This is a genomic window from Bartonella chomelii, assembly GCF_014138465.1.
Classification (GTDB): domain Bacteria; phylum Pseudomonadota; class Alphaproteobacteria; order Rhizobiales; family Rhizobiaceae; genus Bartonella; species Bartonella schoenbuchensis.
Map to the genome: position 1 here is coordinate 15396 of NZ_JACJIR010000003.1, position 20244 is coordinate 35639.

Sequence of the window (20244 nt, forward strand, 5' to 3'; positions counted from 1 at the left end):
CGCCGTCCGCACCATTAATTATATAAAATATTTTTCTATTCCAGTTTTATTGGAAGTGATAAAAAATCACTTTAAATCATCTTATATAAAGAATTATAGCGTTATCAAACTGCGCAGTAATTACCAAAATTGTAAATAAAGAGTCCTGTTAAAGCATTTTTTATCATGCCTTTTTGGCAATTTACTAATAATGCTCCGCTAAACAGTTAGGGCTGCCACTATGAACTGGATGCAATTGCCCTAAACACTTTTTAAAAGCAATTTTAAGTTCTACAGTTTGAACATCTTTTGTAGTTAATGAAATTTAAGATCTATATAGCTTTTCCAAGCAACTGATTTTACATATCTGAATTAAGCATAATAAATGCGTATCAGCCGTCTTCTTATTTTCTCTCTGATCTTCTTGAAGATTGCTCAATCTTTTTTATGAAAAAGCACCAAAATTTTTACAAATATATCATCAATTCTATAACCAAATAGATCAGAAAGCTTTACTATAAAACCTTCCAACAAGCGCCTTATAATAAAAGAATCACAAACTATTTTACTTAAAAAATACTCTACTTTCGTCTATCTCTATAGTATCGTCTGCTTTTATTGCGTAATTATCCTTATTGGAAAAAGTAATAAAACAGCCCTTTGTACAAACTGTAATCATTTGGCCAGTATCTAGTGAAATATTTGAACGTGCACTTCCTTCAGCAATAATAAGCAACTGTACTGTTAAACCATTATTTTTCACAGTTGCTGCAAAAACTTTCATAGAAAAAACACTGAACAGTGTCACCGTAATAAAAATATAAAAATATTTTAGCACTCTAAAATCCCTTCTTCAAAAAAACGTTTATAAAGCATAAAGCGAAGAGCATTGTTTACCTTAGAAGTAGAAGTGATATTAGGTACGTAAATAGCCAAGGTAAATGAAAAGTTTTGTTTATCAAATCCAGTAAAATTCACCTGCGGTGCGGGGTTTTTCAAAACCCCTTCCGTCGCAGAAGCAATCTCTAGCAATATTTGAACGACGTATTCTGGATCAACATTAGTTGCAACAGTCAAGGGTATATCAATTCGCCCCATTTTGCTACGACGTGTCCAATTATTTACGTTGTTATTGATGAGATTTGAGTTAGGAATAATGATTGTCTGGCGCTGAAATGTCTCAAGTTCAGTTGCACGCACACTAATACGTTTGACAATACCACGAACTGATCCTGATTCTACATAATCACCTAATTTAAATGGCCGCCCAATTAAAATAATAAGCCCAGATACAAAATTTTGGACAATATTTTGCAAACCAAAACCGATACCAAGTGAAAGCCCTCCAGCAACGAGCGCCAAACTACTAAGATTAAAACCTGCTGTTGACATTCCTAACAAGACCGACAAAGCGATACCCCCATAGCTTATGACCGTTTTGATAGAATTACGCACACCCAGATCGAATTCTCCGCGCTCCATTACTGTGCCGTCTAGCCAACAAATAAATAGACGAATAATGAACAAACAAACAAAGAAAACAATTATTCCCATGACAATAGAAATCAAAGAAATAGATATATTTCCAATCTGAAAACCTGTCATTAATTGCCAAAATAGTGCCCCTATTTCAGAATACGAAAATCCAAACTTCCCAATAATCGGTATTGTACAAAGTACAAACACGACCACATTAAGAAGAATACTAATAACAACTCCTAATTGATCCATCGTTTTTTCTTCGAAATGAAACCATTTCATCAAAGTGTGACCAATTCCTGTTTTGATAAATTCCCCTTTAGATGCGATAGCACGTGTACTTTGTATCCCCAAATACATCAAAATTAAAAATGCACTACTGGTCACAATCAGCTGCACGACAAACCGTGCCAAACCAATATAACCTAAAAAATCCATCACAATAAGAAATAATCCCAATACAAAGAGAGGAATACGTATATAAAGTGGCCAAGGTAGTGGTTTTATTTCTTCATTTTGAAAACGCTTGCGCCTAAACTGCAAAGGTATAAACGCAATGATAAACAACAAAACTCCTACAAGAAAAACAGCAATAAAGCTTTTAGCAATTGTTAAAGAAAGAGATGCTGAAACCGCCCAATAAATACTATCAAAAACAGCATCAAGCGCTAAAACTCCACCTAACAAAGTAAGCAAAATTATCAATTGATATGCTGGCGATGGTGCAATATTCAAAAGGCGGATAGGCGCCATTTTTGGTGATAAAAGAGCAACTGCTATACGGTTTATCAAGAAGACCATAATAACCTGGTGCCCAATTGTATGAAATACTTCTGTAAGCTTCCCCAAAGTCAAACTGAAATGGTGCAATAGGAAAAATGTCAAATAAATGCAAAGAACACATACAAATGAAGGCAAAAGAATTGAAATAAAAGCAACCAATAAACGCTGTAGATAAGGGACTTCGTCATTACCTTTGATAACACGGGAGCTTACGTGCGCAATACTTTTGTGCGAAAAATAAGAAAGACCTAAAGCAACAATCAGTGGAATAAAAAAGGTAGAAAGTAATTGTAATGGTTTGAAATGATACACAAATTTCCACCAAGAGTTAAACAACGAAATAAAATCAAATGAAGCCTCTTTGGTTTTTGTAATAATATCTTCAAGCATTGACATTGAAAATTCAAATTTGTACGTAAGGGCGCGCGTAAACAATGCTCGAGATTGAGAAATAGCACGTTCCGTCATCTTATTTGCAGTCAAAAATATCTCTTCAAACTGACATACTATACTATTAATTTTAGCCTTTTGCTCTATCAGACTAGAGCGTTCTTTATTTTGGCTTTCTAAGTCTGTTTGACCATCTTGTAGTTCAGCCGACTGGCTAAGAAGTATATTAATGTTATTAAGAGGAGCGCGTAAAACAAATGCAGCTTCTAAAGCACGCTTACTTATATCTTGTGCCTGCAACCGCCATTCTTTTAAAATGTGCTCATCTTCTGATTCACTTTCAAAGTTTTTTTGTAAAGACTCGATATCTTGCTTAAGAGTCTCAAGAATTGGCTGTTGTTGCTGAACAATTTCTTCAACCAATTGTGAAGTTATTGATTGCCCAATTTCTGTAGTTGGAGATGCTAAATTTCCCCATGAAAAAGCGCTAAATAAAACACTAATCGTGATGATTGAGAAAAAAACATATAATTTTTTTTTAAAGAATAAATACATATCCGCCCTAAAAATAAGTAAAAAGAGTAATTCCTTTTTAAATATGGCATAAGATAATATTTCCAACTCTCATAAGAATAATCCCATAAAAGCCTCCCCTCACCCAATAATGCTAATAAAGGAGACTAAATAGACCTAAAATTAATAAGACAAAAAATAATTTAGCATGTTTTTTGCTCTTATATTGCAAAAAATTTTCTCTTTTGTACAATTTGTTTTTTTGTGCAACATGAGCAATGTAGCTGCTTAATAACTTAGAAATGCGTATGCACTTGATCAGAGTACGACATACTGATAATGTAGTAGGTATTATGGTTTTATCTAGAAAATAAATACAATCAACTGAATTTCACAATGATTACAAACAAAAATGTATAACAGCTTATACCCACTATGATTGACCTGTTGCAACTTTCTAAACAGGCATTGAATATATTTTCAAATCCTATAATTATTGCTCATATAAGGTGTTATAGTCTTCAAAAATAATACTTTTTAAATTAACATGCTCCTTCCGTTGTTTGAGCTGCAAAATTATCATTTTAATTTTACTTTGCGCGCTTAACTTCAATAACTCTTACAGTGTTCTATTAGTTGGAATATATCATGCGTACACCTGGCTGGCTAATTACTCTCTATTGCCTTATCCTTTTAAGCGGCATTTATGTTGCATTACCTAATTTATTCTCACAAGAACAAATTAAAAACTCTAAATTCCTGCCTAACACCCACGTGACGCTTGGACTTGATCTTCAAGGAGGATCTTCTCTCTTACTGGAAGTTGATGTAAAAACATTAAAGCGTGATCAGTTACGCACAATTTTAGACAATGTACGCACAAAACTGCGTGAACAAAAAATCCGTACATCCAATATTCGTATCATTGAAGATGACATTATTATTGTTATTTCAGATCCTACACAAAATCAAAAAGCTGTTACTGCTTTAGAAACATTGATCATGCCGATACAAAATAGCTTTGGTACCACAACCAATGATATCGCTATTAGCACTCAAAATGAGAATATCCGTGTAACATTAACTGAATCTGGTATTAAGGATCGTATTAAAAACACTGTTGAACAAAGCTTAGAAATCATTCGCCGACGTATTGATCAAATAGGTGTAGCTGAACCAGCCATTCAAAAAGTAGGAACTAATCGTATTATGGTTCAATTGCCTGGTCTCCAAGATCCAAAGCAATTACGTGATCTTCTAGGAACAACCGCAAAAATGACCTTCCATCTTGTTCCTTCCAATGTGGATGTAAACACCCCACCTATAGGTGTTTCAATTCTCCCTGGGTATACTGATGAAAGTCAACATTATGCAATTTATGATCAAATTGCTTTGGATGGAAATGTACTAAAAGATGCACGTGCAGGTTTTGACCCGCAAATGCCAGGGCGTGCTATTATCTCATTCACCATGAATTCAATTGGTTCTAAAATATTTGCGGAAATAACACGTAAAAACATTAACCGTCCCTTTGCAATCGTTCTTGATAACAAAGTTTTGACCGCTCCTGTTATTAATGGCGTTATCCCTAATGGACAGGGTCAAATCACAGGAAATTTTGATATAAAAGAAGCATCAACCCTTGCTGCTTTACTGCGAGCTGGCTCTTTGCCCGCACCATTAATTGTTATTGAAGAAAGAACTGTAGGCCCAGATCTTGGTGCAGACGCTATTAAAATGGGACTTTATACAGGAATTATAGGCTTTATTCTTGTCGCCATTTTCATGTTTCTTCTATATGGCATTTGGGGCATTATCACCGACATAGCGCTAGCATTACATACTATTTTGACACTTGCAGCATTAAGTCTTCTCGGTGCTACACTCACACTGCCAGGTATTGCTGGTATTATTTTGGGTATTGGCATTGCTGTAGATGCCAACATTTTGATTAATGAACGTATTCGAGAAGAAAGTCGAAAAGGCGTCAGCGCCTTTGCTGCCTTAGATCGCGGTTTTAAACAAGCTTTTGCGACCATTGTTGATGCCAATGTTACAGCTATTATTGCAACCATTTTACTTTTTTGGTTTGGTAACGGCCCTGTTCGCGGTTTTGCAATCACAATGTTACTTGGAATTATTATTTCCATGTTCACTGATATCACCATAGTGCGTATCATCATGGTTTGGGTTGTCCGTAAATGGAAAATAAAGACGTTGCGTATTCAACCCTTCTTTGACTTTACCCTATACAATACAACTTTCCACTTTATGAAAGCCCGTTTTATAGGTATTGGTATTTCAATTATTTTATCACTTGCTTCAATTTTTCTGTTCTTTAAACCTGGTTTGAATTTTGGTATCGATTTTATTGGTGGCAGCCAAATGAGTATAACAACAAAGGCACCAGCAAATTTGGCTACCCTGCGCTCAACACTTTCCGCCCTTAATATTGGTGAAGTAAAATTACAAAATATTGACAACGCACACACAGTTTTAATTCGTATCCAGAAACAAAACGGTGATGAAATACAACAAACCGTTGCCATGGATAAGGTTAAGGCAGTCATACAGAATATCTACCCAGATACTATATTTGATCAAATAGAAATTGTTGGCCCTAAGATTTCAGAAGAATTTGTTACAGCTAGTGTTATTGCTGTTATACTAGCAGCAATTGCTATGTCACTCTACATTTGGTGGCGCTTTGAATGGTTCTTTGCAGTTGGAGCAATTGTTACACTCATTCTTGATATCGCAAAAATGATTGGTCTTTTTGCTTTGTTTCAATTTGATTTTAATTTGACCGCTATTGCCGCCCTTTTAACGATTGTTGGCTACTCGATTAACGATAAAGTAGTTGTTTATGACCGCATGCGTGAAAATATGCGTCTTTATAAAAAAATGCCTATGTATCAGTTGATAGACCTCTCGATTAATCAAGTTTTTACACGCTGTCTCTTCACATCAACCACTACAATATTAGCCATGTTGCCTATGGCATTATGGGGTGGAAGTGCTGTCTATAATTTTGCATTGCCTATGGTCTTTGGTATCATTATTGCCACATTATCTTCTATCTTTATTGCAGCACCTATTTTATTATTGTTAAGTAATTGGGGTATAAGCAAAATAAAAGAGAAGGCATAAATAATAAAACCCAATAAACCTAATTGGCACATCAATTCATATGACGTGCCATTTTTCTCTCCCTATAAAAATACAATCGTTTTAAATAACCAAAAAATCTCAAAAAATTATATTCTATGATATGCTACCAGTTACAATTATTGTTATTGAATTCAATGTTGAGCATCTCTTTCTGAAATAATTGCTTATCATTTACGTATTTCATTACTGGCGAGATACTTGTTCTCTAAGGATTATTAGTACATAACCAAATACAAGCAGTTCTAAAATAGAACTCCCTCTCTTATCAATCAACTCATTGAAAAATTTGTCATTTTTTGATATTTGGTGTTGAAGTGCATTTTTATTAAAATGCTTGTATCTATCAAAGCCATTGCAACCTTTGTTATCATTATACAAATGGCGTTTGCTATCTTTAAGGTTACGTTCCTACCTGGACTATGGATTGTAGTTTTTAGAAAATTTTTTATCCCCGCAAAATTAAATTCAAACTCAGAATCTCTTGAATAATGCCTCTATGATTTGATCTTTGCAGAAATAGCTCTTTCTATTGTGCTCAAATCTTTCCGTTTTCATTAACTTTGGAAAATTAAAAATATTTAGAGAAATTTTCACGTAAATTAATGAAATACGCAAATAATTCTTAATATTAATAAAAATTCTAGCCTAGAGTTCCTATTCACTATTTAAAAAATCAGTCATGTTGTGATGAGTGATTACAACTGTATTGGCAAATAGATTTGCGCTTTTCCTTAACAAACAAAGGTAAGTATTTGATTTAAAAATATTTTTGCCAGTAGAATAATTGCAGATAAAATCGAAACAATTAGCAAAAAATACCATAAAACAAGAAATTATTGATGCAACTAATATTTAGAAATATACAAAAAGATGTTATTGTACTATTGAAGTAGGATAATGCATAACCAATATACCCAACCTTAAAGCTTATACACTACTTACAACAAAAACAGCTTGTTTTATTAATTGATGTGTAGCCATTGTAATGATAATGACAAAAAAGCACTTGAGATTATGGAAAATTTAGCAAAACAATGATTTGCAACCTAAAATGAATAATCACGAATTATGTGCATAAAAGTCATAAATAAAAACCCGGAAATGGATAAAAAGTGTGAAATTAAAAAAATTTATATGGCCATTTATCGGTATTCTAACAATGCTGATATCGATCCGTATTCTTTATATAAAGCTATCAACTATTTTTCTAATTGATGTACTGGATCGTTTAGCCGATTTAAAAGTACATCAGTGGTTACTGGCCTGTTTTTGTTCACTCATCGCTTATGCAGCTCTTGCTGGATATGACCGAATTGCTTTGCAACATCTTAGTCGTAAAATTTCCTGGGTATTCATTGCCATCTGTTCATTTACCACTTATGCTCTTTCACACAATATTGGAGCTTCAGTTTTTTCTGGTGCTGTTGTACGCTACCGTGCTTATAAAATGAAAGGGTTAAGTGGAACAGAAGTTGCAATATTAGTTGGCTTTTGCTCCTTTACTTTTGTAATTGGTACAATCTTGCTTTCTGGCATCGTTTTAATTCTGCAGCCTGAAATTATCACGCTCATTTACGAAGATCTTCCCGTATGGCTTGGCACAATAATTGGTGTAATTTTACTCGCCTTTATAGCGCTATACACTTTCGGCAGTTGGTTTCAGTTAAAACCTTTACACATAAGCAAAAAAATTCAACTTTCTTATCCACGGCTTAAAATTGTTATCCAACAGCTTCTGATTAGCCCATTAGAACTTTTAGGAGCAGCGGGAATTATATATGCCGTACTGCCACACAATACTGATATTTGTTTTATCTCTGTACTCGGCGTTTTCCTAGCATCTTTTACCATTACCCTGCTCTCTAATGCCCCTGCAGGAGGCGTAGGTGTACTTGAAGCTTTATTCATGGCAGGTATGCCTCAAATAGATCCTACTAATGTTATTGCAGCACTTATTGTATTTAGAATGCTCTATTTGATTATACCGCTTATCATTTCACTATTCTTTGTAGCAATTTTTGAGATTCACCAATATCGAAAACGAACGCAGCATACCTAACTTGAAAAAAGCTAAACTCATTTCACTTTTTTTGCGTTCAAACAAATAATAAGAATTGTGCTAATTTTAACTAATACTAAAATCAGTATATTTACTTGATTTTCCTATAAATGCACAACATAAACGATATACTAAAATAAACGTATATTTTTCACGATTATAGATACCAATTTAAATTCAAATAATATTTATAACCTCATAACAATGTATTGATCAGTAATTATTCCTTACATAAATATATAGAAATTAACGGAATAAATACTACTTTTTTAACATAAATCTTTTTAATACTTCTATACTTTTATATATTCATAAATTTGTATAAGCCTATTAAAAGCATAATAAAAAAATTGGTTATTCTTTTTATTTTCTAAACCATTACTTCTTTTGCTACAAAATTAAGGGGAGAGATGAGCACTTTAGAAATATTTCGACGGTCCATTTCAATTACTTTAAAACACAAACCTTCAGTTTCAAAACTTTCATCTTCATTTGGTAAATGGCCAAAATGCCAAAGCATAAACCCTGCAAGCGTAGTATAACGGTCTGCCTCATCAACAAAATCACGCTCAAGATAACTACTTAAATGGCGAATATCCGCACACCCCTCAACAAGAAAACTTCCATCTTCAAGTCGCTCCACCACAACATGTTCTTCATCATCATCAGGAAAATCACCAGCAATAGCCTCAAGAATGTCCGTTGGTGTTGCAATACCTTCAAAAGATCCATGCTCATCCACAATAATCGCAAGCTGGATTGAAGAATGGCGTAATTGCTCCATCAATCGTAAAACACTCGTATTTTCATGAACAACAAGTGGTTCACGCATAGCTTTTTGCCAATTAATCTTTTGATCTTCAGCCCAATTTAAAAGCAGATCTTTAGTTAAAGCAACGCCAACAAATTCGTCCACTTTTTCGCGCGCAAGAATTAAACGGCTATGTTTAACTTTTTGCAATTCTTCACGCATCTCACTCTCATTGCCGTTCAAGTCCAACCATTCAATCTCATTACGGGGTGACATAATAGAACGCACAGGACGATCAGCTAAATCTAGAACACCACGTATCATTTCTTTTTCTTCTGGTCGAAAAAGCTCAGAAATAGCCGCTTGTTCAACAATGACATCTACCGTTTCACTCAGATTACCGTCTTTTTTTCCTCCCCCTAAAAGCCTTAACACAGCATCAGCTGTCCGCTCACGTAAATCATTTGTTGTAACCATCTTTTCACGATTACGACGCCCAATTTGATTTAAAACCTCAATAAGAACTGAAAAACCTATAGCTGCATACAAATAACCTTTTGGAATGTGAAAGCCCAGTCCTTCAACAATGAGAGTAAAGCCAATCATCATCAAAAAACCAAGACAAAGAATGACAATAGTAGGATAACGACTAATCAAACGCATAATGGTGCCAGATCCCCACATCATTACACCCATTGCAACAACAACCGCTATGTACATAACAACTGCCTGATCTCTGGCAATCATGCCTGTTGCAGTAATAATACTATCAAGAGAAAACACTGCATCAAGTACAACAATTTGAACAATCACTTGCCAAAAAACAGCATAAATAACACCAGTTTTCCTTTCATGTGCTGCCCCCTCCAATCTTTCATGTAACTCCAGCGTTCCTTTTGCTAACAAAAAAGCTCCACCACTAATTAAAATGAGGCTGTGCCAACTAAAACCAAAGGATGCAATAGAAAAAATTACTTTATCAAGACTCATTACCCAACCAATAACCATGAGAAGGCAAAGCCGCATAATTAATGCTAAAGTTAAACCTACCAAACGTGCACGATTACGTAAATGTAATGGCAATTTTTCTGCTAAGATTGCAATGAAAACAAGGTTATCTATTCCTAAAACAATTTCGAGGAAAATCAACGTAACCAAACCAAACCACACATGGGGATCAATGACCCATTCCATTATAGTTCATCCTTTGAAAAGGTTGTAAAAAACTTAAATGCGCATCGTTGATGAAATAAATTCATAAGCTTTCATTCGCACAATTGATCGATAACATTGAATGCAAATAAATTGCACCCAAAAGCAGGTAGCCACAAGGCATTATTTAAATTCATATGAATGTTGACAAGATTCATACCGTGAAAGAAAAGCTTACATCGTTTGATATTATAAGAAAATTCTTCTGAATTTTGTTCGGGCATTACGCTCGACAATCCTTTAGCACCGTTCTGCATAGATAATTAGAACATTTATTAGTAGAATTATCTTATAATGGATATTTTTGTACAAGATCAAGAAAAAATACTATATAAAGCTTATATGCCTTACTGGTTTAGCTACAAATTTTATTTATCTTACAAAAAACAATGAGACCATCTAGACATCCTCCTCTAGGAACGTTATAGAACCCCTCATTCTCTTCTTTGGAAGAACCCTGGGTGATTAGCTCAGTCGGTAGAGCAGCTGACTCTTAATCAGCGGGTCGTGGGTTCGATTCCCTCATCACCCACCATTTATTTATAAGATTTTATTGTTAAATTTTGTGATAATATCACAATATTTCTATTTAAAATTGAAATTCCTTCCCATTTTATTACCAAAAATTTTCAATATTTATTGTACCTGTTCTCTATCATTCCCTTTTAAATTTTATAGCAAAAATGCTTTATAAGAGTCATCCATTATATTAAATAATATAAGCAAACTAGACACTATGAAAAAACTATAAATACAATAAACTTTCTCAATAAAAATAAATTGACATTGAAAACATATTTACGAATGTTTAAATAGACTATATCAATTTTTATTAAAATTTGTTGATTATAACTCATTTCAGCACACACTCATCTTACCAACAAACTTTACTCATAAAAAAGTATAGTAAGTAAAACGGCTATAATCATGTTCCCTTTGTGTAGAAAACATAATTACAGTTATCACTTGAATAACAAATTTTCACGCTTATTTTATCAACCATCAACCTGCTTTACAAAAGTAATTGGTAAATTGCTATATTACAAAATACCAATTACTTTATTAAGAGTAATATCCTAAAGTTTATAGATTAACTTCCATTGTTCTATTTGAACAAATTGATGAGTTTTACCAATATTATATCACTATATTCACTTTTCTTCTCTATGAACCACTGACCTTTAAAGTTATTGAAAGTGTTTTTCTACTTTACGACTCACTTGTATCATGCTTCCATATGGGAAATTGTCTTTTTGTTAGCGTAATTTAGTCTTAAATAATAAAGGGGATCTCCTAAAAATGGACCATAAACCAAATTTAGCTGAAGATTATAAAAAGGAATTACAACGTGGATTAGATAATCGCCACGTACAACTTATTGCTATTGGTGGTGCTATCGGAACAGGTCTCTTCATGGGATCAGGCAAAACAATCAGCGTTGCAGGCCCCTCAATTATACTAGTTTACGCCATTATTGGTTGCATTCTCTATTTTGTAATGCGAGCTATGGGAGAATTGTTACTTTCTAATACACAATATCGATCCTTTATGGACTTTTCATCCGAACTATTAGGGCCGACTATTGGTTTTTTTATTGGTTGGACTTATTGGTTATGTTGGATTGTAACCGGAGTTGCAGATATTATTGCTATCATTAGTTATGCACAATTTTGGTGGCCTACACTCAACCCATGGATTCCCGTTCCTATTTGTATCCTTTTCTTCTTAATGTTTAACCTTGTAGCCGTAAAATTATTTGGTGAACTTGAATTCTGGTTCGGTCTTATCAAAATCATAGCAATTCTGGTATTAATTATTGTTGGATTTTATATGGTTTTTATCGGTTTTACTTCCCCCAATGGCACTGTTTCCTCTCTTAGTAACGTATGGAATGATGGAAATGTCTTTCCTCGAGGAATCACTGGATTTTTTGCTGGATTTCAAATTGCTATTTTTTCTTTTACTGGCATTGAACTTGCCGGAACAACTGCAGCTGAAGTCAAAGAACCTGAAAAGATATTACCAAAAGCAATCAACTCAATACCTATTCGTATTGTACTCTTTTACATCTTCTCTCTTTTTGTGATTATGTCAGTCATACCTTGGTATCAAGTTGTTCCAGATAAAAGTCCATTTGTAGAAATGTTTTTGCTTGCTGGTATTCCAATCTCTGCTGGCATAGTCAATTTTGTCGTTCTTACATCAGCAGCATCTTCTGCAAATAGTGGTATTTTTTCTACTAGCCGTATGATATACGGCCTTGCTACTAAACAGGGAGCTCCTGCTTTTTTAGGAAAACTTTCCAACAATCACGTTCCAGCCAATGCATTAGTCTTCTCTTGCCTGTGCATTTTATTAGGCTACATTTTCTCATCGTTATCTCCAACTGCTATAGGTGCTTTTACAATCGTTACAACCATTTCAGCAATTTTATTTATATTTGTATGGTCCGTGATTTTAATCAGCTATATTACTTACCGCCGCAATTACCCTACGCAACATAATGCATCTACCTATAAAATGCCAGGAGGTGTTTTTATGTGCTGGGTTACTTTGGCTTTCTTCGCCTTTATTATCTCTTTATTGACGCTAGAATCCGATACTTTAGCAGCTTTAAAATACACATCACTTTGGTTTGTTTTCTTAACTGTTATGTATTTTATATTTGGAAAGAAGAATTTTATCAGACACAAAAAATAAAGGCTATGCGTAAAAGCACATCATAAAAAAGGGTTCTTGTTACCTAGTTTTATATTGAAGCTTTTTTACGCATAACCCAATAAAACTCAGTTACGTTCCTTATCAACCAAAGCATTAGAGCTAATCCAAGGCATCATAGCGCGTAGTTTCTTACCAACTTCTTCAATAGGATGTGCATCATTTAAACGTCGAATGCTTTTAAAACGGGCTGCGCCAGCTTTATATTCTTGCATCCAATCTGATGTAAATTTACCTGTTTGAATATCTCTTAAAATACGTTTCATCTCTGTTTTGGTTTTATCAGTGATCACGCGTGGACCAGACATATATTCCCCCCATTCAGCTGTATTGGAAATTGAATAATTCATGTTTGCAATACCGCCTTCATAAATGAGATCAACAATCAATTTAACCTCATGTAAACACTCAAAATAAGCCATCTCAGGTGCATAACCTGCTTCTGTTAATGTTTCAAAACCTGCACGAATAAGCTCAACAAGCCCACCACAAAGAACAGCTTGTTCTCCAAAAAGATCTGTTTCACATTCTTCTCTAAAAGTTGTTTCAATCACACCGGCACGTCCACCACCAATACCACAAGCATAAGATAACGCCACATCATGCGCATTACCTGAAGCATCTTGCGCAATCGCAATTAAGCAAGGAACACCACCACCGCGTTGATATTCGCCACGCACTGTATGGCCTGGACCTTTGGGTGCAACCATCACAACATCAATGGTTTCCTTAACCTCAATCAAGCCAAAATGAATATTCAAACCATGAGCAAAAGCAATCGCCGCTCCATCACGCAAATAATTATGAACATGCTCTTTATAAATATCAGCCTGCAACTCATCAGGTGTTGCCATCATAATAAGGTCTGCCCACTGTGCTGCTTGAGAAACATCAACAACTTTAAAACCATCTGTTTTGGCTTTTTTAGCCGTTGCCGATCCTGGACGTAAAGCAATTTGTATATTTTGAACACCAGAATCCTTTAAATTTAACGCGTGTGCACGTCCTTGTGAACCATAACCGATAATTGCTACTTTTTTTTCTTTAATTAAATTAACGTTGGCATCACAATCATAATAAACACGCATGAAAATATTCCTTTATATCTACACTTTAATTGAAGCTTAAATGTCTTTCACTCAAATAAACAAAAGAGTAAAAAACCACTCTACGTATTTTGCACCTTACAAATGCTCAAACTTCCACTCACAATAAGACGGTAATTAAATAATTTTTAAATTCGCATATTGCAAACAACCAAACTATAAATTCGAAGATTTTTTTTAAAAATATATTTAGATCTCAAAATAAATAGTAAAAAATCATAATAAACATAATAACCTAGTCATACTTTGGCGTTAAAACCAATCTTACCTACCCTATGATAAAATACAACCACTCTTTAAAATGATTGATAATCATCTGTATAATTCTACTTAGTTAACAAAAATAATTTTTTAAAGCTTATTTCTTATTTTTACTTTCAGGTTAAATAGGGAAATACCATGTTAAACGACTGATAACAATTATAAAAACACCGGCTATATAATAAAATATTTCCGTCAACCATAAGCAGTGCACTCAACACATTGTAACATTTTGATTCTACACTTGTTAAAGGTTTTTATTTTAACTTAAAATGAATATCCAATTCGCTATTTGGAATAAAGCTATTAAATCGCAAATAATATCAATTGCGATTTTTTAATGACTATGATTTTGGATAAATTATAAACAAGCAATTTTTCCGATTTACAAGAAAATTTTACCCCACATTAACAAACTAATGTAAGTAAAATTTATACTAATAAACGGGTGAAACGCTGAACAGTCTCATGTATTCCATATTCTAACGCATCGGCGATAAGCCCATGGCCAATGGAAACCTCATCAAGCCAAGGTATTTGATTAACAAGAGCAGGAAGATTAGAAACTGTCAGATCATGTCCCGCATTGATACCTAATTGCAATTCTCTGGCTTTTTTTGCCGCCAATACAAGTTTATCTAATTCCTGCTTCTGTTTTTCCTTATCTTTAAATGCTCCACCATAAGCTCCAGTATAAAACTCTACACGATCAGCACCAATCGTTTTAACAATATCAAGACCCTCTACAACTGGATTAGCAAATAATGAGACACGAATTTTCTTTTCTTTTAGGCGTTGTACAATAGGTATTAAAAACTCCGCATCATTAGAAAAATCCCAACCATGATCGGATGTCGACTGAGCTGGATCATCAGGCACAAGTGTAATTTGATCAGCATATTTTTCTGCCATATCTAAAAACGTATCACTTGGATAACCTTCAACATTAAATTCAGCAGTGGGAAAATTATTGTTAATTAAAAAACGTATATCTGGTAAATCGGAAAAACAAATGTGTCTTTCATCCGGCCGTGGATGAACCGTCAACCCTGCTGCACCAGCTGTAAGTGCTTTATACCCAATATCTGTAACACTCGGCCATGGCAGATGGCGCCGATTACGTAAAACAGCAACAGCATTGAGATTAACTGAAAGTTTTACTGCCATACACACTTCCATTTCTATTAAATTTTAAAGACAGAGAAAAATACAATTCCCTGTAAAACCAGGCAATAAAAATTATTATCCTATCGAACAATTGTTAACTGTTTTGCTGCGCGCGTAATCCCCGTATAAAGCCAACATGCATTCATATCACGAAATGCAAAACTTTCATCAAATAAAACCACATTATCCCATTGAGATCCTTGAGCTTTATGAACAGTCAACGCATACCCATAATCAAAGTCATCGTATCTCTTTTTTATTTGCCATGAAATTTCATCTTCAGGATTTTCAAAAATTGCTTTGAGCAGTTTAATTTTTACAACTCCCCATTCGCTCTCTTCCGAATTAACAAGAAGATGAATCCCTGGTTTAACAAGTTCCTTCTTTGAAGTCATAACTGTCCACAAAGAGCCATTCAACAAACGTTTTGTTGAATCATTGCGCAAACACACAAGCCTGTCTCCAACCTGCGGATATTTTTCTATAAACCCCTTTAACTCACGCAAACGCCTATTATAAAGATAGCGCGTTCGATTCAGCCCTACCAAAAGTTGATCAGCATCTAATACCAATTGTTGATCAAGCTCTTTGCGCTTAACAACACGCGCTAGCCCATAATCTCCATAAGCAATATCACGCCCCTCACGTACATCCATAGCTAGGCGAATAATTGGATTATCATACGCTTGTCGATGAATTTCTGATAAAAGAAAATCTGGTGTACCATTAGAAAAAAAACCGCCCCCTGATATGGGAGGCAACTGACCTGGATCACCAAGGACAAGAATTGGCGTGCGAAAACTCATCAAATCACGTGCTAATTGTTCATCTACCATTGAACATTCATCCACAACAACAAGCTTGGCCTGCGCAATTGGACTTTGTCGATTTAATGAAAATGTTGGTGTTATAGATGTTTTACCTGTGACTTCATCAGAAACTTCTTGTTCACCACGAGGACAATAAATCAATGAATGAATGGTACGAGCATTACTTGCCCCCTTAGAACGCAAAACTTGTGCTGCTTTACCTGTAAACGCAGCAAACTGAACAGAACCATCTATTGTTTCTGCAAAATAGCGAGCAAGTGTTGTTTTTCCCGTTCCTGCATAGCCAAAAAGGCGAAAAACAGGAGAGGTCCCGTCTTTCAACCACGCGGCTACAGCCTTCAGCGCATTATCTTGTTCTGATGAAAACTGCATGGTCTATCAAGACAAGATTCGCACAAAAAGAGCAAGCATTTTGAAAATAAAAACTATTATCAAAGATAAGCTTATCCTTAGGTTTCTTTAAAATCTCAGCTCATTTTTGAGCCAAAATTTAGTATATTTTATAAACTTCAAAAAACGTAGAGCATTTACCAAATTGATCAATGTTAGATAGGTTTTCAATAATTTAAAAATTAAAATAATCCATTGTCATACTAATTTTACACAAAATACTTTCACCATTTACAAAGCTTTGTGCCTGTTCACGCCTATACCCCCTTAATCAAGTCTACTCTTGTTGAAGAAAAATATTCCACTTGACCGATAAACAGTCAAACCAACACAATATAATAAATGGCAATAATTTCCATATTCTAAAAATAAATCAATGATATATGCTTAAATACCCGACTTATTATCAACTTAAGACCGACATACTAATTTCTATTAATCATGATCACGAATAGTGAAATACGCTGAAATAAAATTCTTAATTGAATATAACAGATTTCAAACTCTTCATACGAATAATTTTCCTGTAACAGGAACAGCATTAGCAACTACTTCATCATTGGCCTCATCAGGCAACAGCATATCATTATGTGCACACCCAGACGGGATCATAGGAAGACAATTTTCTAAATTATCAACACGGCAATCAAATAAAACCGGTTTATCGCAATCAATCATTTGCTGAATTTTATCATCAAGTTCATCTGGTTTTGAGCAACAAATACCAACTGCTCCATAAGCCTGCGCCAATTTAACAAAATCAGGCATCGATTCTATATAAGAATTAGAAAGACGATTACCGTGTAATAATTGCTGCCACTGACGAACCATACCCATATACTGATTGTTCAAAATAAAAACCTTTACAGGTGTATTATGCTGAACTGCTGTTGCAAGTTCTTGAATATTCATCTGAATTGAAGCATCACCAGAAACACATATAACAAGTGCATCAGGATGTGCAATCTGAACACCAATAGCAGAAGGAAAACCATACCCCATTGTTCCAAGACCACCAGAAGTCATCCAACGGTTTGGTTCCTCAAAACGACAATATTGTGCAGCCCACATCTGATGTTGCCCAACATCAGTTGTAATATAAGTATTGGCATCTTTGGTAAGAGCGTGAAGCCGTTCAAGAGCATATTGCGGCATAATAACATCTTTTTTCTCGACATATACTAACGAATTACGAGCACGCCATTGATTAATTTGTGTCCACCACTCATCCTGAATTTTCTTATTCAATACAGGTTGTAGTGCACGCAAACATTGTATCATATCTTTTAAAACATAGGCGACATCCCCAATAATAGGAACGTCTACTTTAACTATTTTATTGATAGAAGAAGGATCAACATCAACGTGTATAATGCGCGCATGAGGTGCAAATGCATCAAGCCGCCCAGTAACACGATCATCAAACCGCGCGCCAAGAGCTAACATGACATCACAATGATGCATGGTCATATTAGCTTCATAAGTTCCATGCATTCCGAGCATTCCAAGCCAATTTTTGCCAGAAGCAGGGTAAGCACCAAGCCCCATTAATGTTGAAGTAATCGGAAAATCTCCCAATTGAACTAAATCACGCAAAAGTCGTACAGCTTCAAGTCCTGATGAAATAACACCACCACCAGAATAAATAACAGGCCGTTTAGCTTCTGCTAAAAGAGAAGCAGCATGTTCAATAGCTTTTGCATCGTCTTTTGGTTGGGCATGATAATGTGTAGATGTCATAGTTTGAGGCGCCCTATAAACACCTGAAGCACATTGAATATCTTTAGGAATATCAACTAAAACTGGCCCTGGACGCCCCGATCGAGCAATATGAAATGCTTCATGAATAATTTGTGCAAGATCATTCACATCTTTAACAAGCCAATTATGTTTAGTACAAGACCGCGTAATACTAACTGTATCCGCTTCTTGAAAACCATTTGTTCCAATCAAAGTTGTAGGTACCTGACCAGAAAAACAAACAATAGGGATAGAATCCATCAATGCATCTTGCAAAGGAGTTACAGCATTGGTTGCTCCCGGACCAGAAGTTACAAGCATAACGCCAACTTTTCCGGTACTGCGTGCATAGCCTTCCGCCGCATGGCCTGCTGCTTGTTCATGACGCACTAAAATATGTTGAAATGAATCTTGTTTATAAATCGCGTCAAAAATAGGAAGAACAGCTCCACCAGGATAACCAAAAATATATTCAACCCCCTGATCAATGAGAGCCTGAATTACCATTTCAGCCCCTGACATTATCTTCCCATCTGCTCTATCTTTTGTTCTTGGATGATCTGTCATTTTTTCTACTCGCCTACTCTACAGCATAACAAAAAAGGCTCCAAAGGAGCCTATAGCATATAAGGAGAAAATATCATAAACCGAACTTCTTATCTTCATAAGCAACTATGATAAGAGCACTTTCTATAGATGAGGATTTTAATTTCATTAATGTTATTCGTCAATTGAAAATTGCTTTTTGAAAAATTTTTAATTCAAAATATTCTCTTTTCCTTAAACGATTTTGATATTTTTTCCTACTCTTTGTTTTATGAATAAATGAGACTCCATTTGTCATCAAATTGGTTATTAAACCACGTCATTTGCCTTTTTGCATATCTTCTAGTTTGCATTTTTGCTTCTTCAATAGCATCTTCAAAACTTTTATACCCATCTAAATAAGCCATAAGTTCACGTACCCCTATAGCTTTCATCGCTGGTAGTAAAGGGGAAAGCATGAGTTTCTTCATAGCAATTACTTCTTCTAACACTCCTCTTTCAACCATATGGTTAAACCGTTCATTAATGCGTTCATAAAGTAATTGACGTGGGGGAATAAGAAGAATTTTCTCCAAACAATCTTGCGCAATTAAGGATTTTGTTTTTTTCTTTTGCCACCAACTTAATCTCTTACCTGTCGATTCATAAACTTCCAAAGCACGAACAATTCGTTGTCCATCTTGTGGAGCAATTTTTTCACAAAGAACAGTATCAACCTGCAATAACTCACGATAAAGACTTTCAGCTCCTTCTTTATAAAGTCGCATTCGCCATTTTTCTCGTATAGCATCTGGAATAGAAGGGATTTTTGAAATCCCCTCTAAAAGCGCACGAAAATAAAGCCCTGTTCCCCCGACAAAAATAAGTGGTTTCAACGGAAATGAGCTTAAAAGCTTTTCAACATCGCTCAACCATTGCCCTACCGAATAGTTAAAAGTGGGACTTACATAACCATAAAGATAGTGTGGAATAATCAAAGTATCAGCTTTTGTTGGCCTTGCTGTTAAAATATTCAATACATCATAAATCTGCATAGAATCAGTATTAATGATAATAGCATTCTTTTTTTGAGCTATTTTTAATGCAAGTTTTGACTTTCCGCTTGCCGTTGGACCAGCTATCAATGTAACCATTCTCTGTGTCATGAAT

At 34.8% G+C, this 20244-nt stretch carries 11 protein-coding genes and 1 tRNA gene; 4 read left to right on the forward strand and 8 right to left on the reverse strand.

From position 1 onward, the window contains the following. Positions 1–544: 544 nt before the first annotated feature. Both GGR10_RS04455 and GGR10_RS04460 read right to left on the reverse strand, forming a co-directional pair. The gene (locus GGR10_RS04455) at positions 545–817 is read right to left on the reverse strand and encodes a hypothetical protein (RefSeq protein ID WP_078689909.1); all 273 of its coding nucleotides are present in this window, start codon (positions 815–817) and stop codon (positions 545–547) included. Continuing rightward, complete coding sequence (locus tag GGR10_RS04460; protein WP_182480113.1) at positions 811–3186, reverse strand: mechanosensitive ion channel family protein; 2376 nt, start codon at positions 3184–3186, stop codon at positions 811–813. Before GGR10_RS04460 ends, GGR10_RS04455 begins: the two co-directional genes overlap by 7 nt. A 606-nt stretch (positions 3187–3792) precedes the next feature. On the opposite strand from GGR10_RS04460, the gene secD reads away from it, so the two are divergent. Then, entirely contained in the window at positions 3793–6294 is a 2502-nt protein-coding gene (secD, locus tag GGR10_RS04465) for a protein translocase subunit SecD (RefSeq protein WP_182480114.1), read from the forward strand. 1135 nt (positions 6295–7429) lie between these two features. Continuing rightward, a complete protein-coding gene (locus tag GGR10_RS04470; protein ID WP_182480115.1) occupies positions 7430–8374 on the forward strand; it encodes a lysylphosphatidylglycerol synthase transmembrane domain-containing protein in 945 nt (314 codons plus the stop codon). 370 nt (positions 8375–8744) lie between these two features. On the opposite strand, the gene GGR10_RS04475 is transcribed toward GGR10_RS04470, so the two are convergent. Continuing rightward, entirely contained in the window at positions 8745–10319 is a 1575-nt protein-coding gene (locus tag GGR10_RS04475; RefSeq protein WP_182480116.1) for a TerC family protein, read from the reverse strand. 477 nt (positions 10320–10796) lie between these two features. Between GGR10_RS04475 and GGR10_RS04480 the strand changes: the two genes are divergently transcribed. Further along, a tRNA-Lys gene (locus GGR10_RS04480) sits at positions 10797–10872 on the forward strand. A gap of 764 nt (positions 10873–11636) precedes the next feature. Further along, a complete protein-coding gene (gene cycA, locus GGR10_RS04485; RefSeq protein WP_182480117.1) occupies positions 11637–13037 on the forward strand; it encodes a D-serine/D-alanine/glycine transporter in 1401 nt (466 codons plus the stop codon). 86 nt (positions 13038–13123) lie between these two features. Here cycA and ilvC read toward each other — a convergent pair whose 3' ends face one another. The 5 genes from ilvC to miaA all read right to left on the reverse strand — a co-directional run bounded on the left by ilvC (position 13124) and on the right by miaA (position 20240). Next, complete coding sequence (gene ilvC / locus GGR10_RS04490; protein WP_078689914.1) at positions 13124–14143, reverse strand: ketol-acid reductoisomerase; 1020 nt, start codon at positions 14141–14143, stop codon at positions 13124–13126. 711 nt (positions 14144–14854) lie between these two features. Further along, positions 14855–15589, reverse strand: a complete 735-nt coding sequence (locus GGR10_RS04495) for a pyridoxine 5'-phosphate synthase (protein ID WP_182480118.1) — start codon at positions 15587–15589, stop codon at positions 14855–14857. Between the two features lie 80 nt (positions 15590–15669). Continuing rightward, the gene (locus GGR10_RS04500) at positions 15670–16791 is read right to left on the reverse strand and encodes an ATP-dependent DNA helicase (RefSeq protein WP_182480119.1); all 1122 of its coding nucleotides are present in this window, start codon (positions 16789–16791) and stop codon (positions 15670–15672) included. Positions 16792–17316: 525 nt separating this feature from the next. After that, positions 17317–19116 carry an acetolactate synthase 3 large subunit gene (locus GGR10_RS04505; RefSeq protein WP_182480120.1) on the reverse strand — a complete coding sequence of 600 codons (1800 nt, stop codon included), beginning with the start codon at positions 19114–19116 and terminating at the stop codon, positions 17317–17319. Positions 19117–19364: 248 nt separating this feature from the next. Next, the gene (miaA, locus tag GGR10_RS04510; RefSeq protein ID WP_182480121.1) at positions 19365–20240 is read right to left on the reverse strand and encodes a tRNA (adenosine(37)-N6)-dimethylallyltransferase MiaA; all 876 of its coding nucleotides are present in this window, start codon (positions 20238–20240) and stop codon (positions 19365–19367) included. Between the last annotated feature and the right edge of the window lie 4 nt (positions 20241–20244).

What these genes read in the sequence shown, in the direction of transcription:
- GGR10_RS04460 (WP_182480113.1), bottom strand. Translation starts at nt 3,186, where the DNA reads ATGTATTTATTCTTTAAAAAAAAATTATATGTTTTTTTCTCAATCATC.
- secD (WP_182480114.1), top strand. Translation starts at nt 3,793, where the DNA reads ATGCGTACACCTGGCTGGCTAATTACTCTCTATTGCCTTATCCTTTTA.
- GGR10_RS04475 (WP_182480116.1), bottom strand. Translation starts at nt 10,319, where the DNA reads ATGGAATGGGTCATTGATCCCCATGTGTGGTTTGGTTTGGTTACGTTG.
- cycA (WP_182480117.1), top strand. Translation starts at nt 11,637, where the DNA reads ATGGACCATAAACCAAATTTAGCTGAAGATTATAAAAAGGAATTACAA.
- ilvC (WP_078689914.1), bottom strand. Translation starts at nt 14,143, where the DNA reads ATGCGTGTTTATTATGATTGTGATGCCAACGTTAATTTAATTAAAGAA.
- GGR10_RS04495 (WP_182480118.1), bottom strand. Translation starts at nt 15,589, where the DNA reads ATGGCAGTAAAACTTTCAGTTAATCTCAATGCTGTTGCTGTTTTACGT.
- GGR10_RS04500 (WP_182480119.1), bottom strand. Translation starts at nt 16,791, where the DNA reads ATGCAGTTTTCATCAGAACAAGATAATGCGCTGAAGGCTGTAGCCGCG.
- GGR10_RS04505 (WP_182480120.1), bottom strand. Translation starts at nt 19,116, where the DNA reads ATGACAGATCATCCAAGAACAAAAGATAGAGCAGATGGGAAGATAATG.
- miaA (WP_182480121.1), bottom strand. Translation starts at nt 20,240, where the DNA reads ATGACACAGAGAATGGTTACATTGATAGCTGGTCCAACGGCAAGCGGA.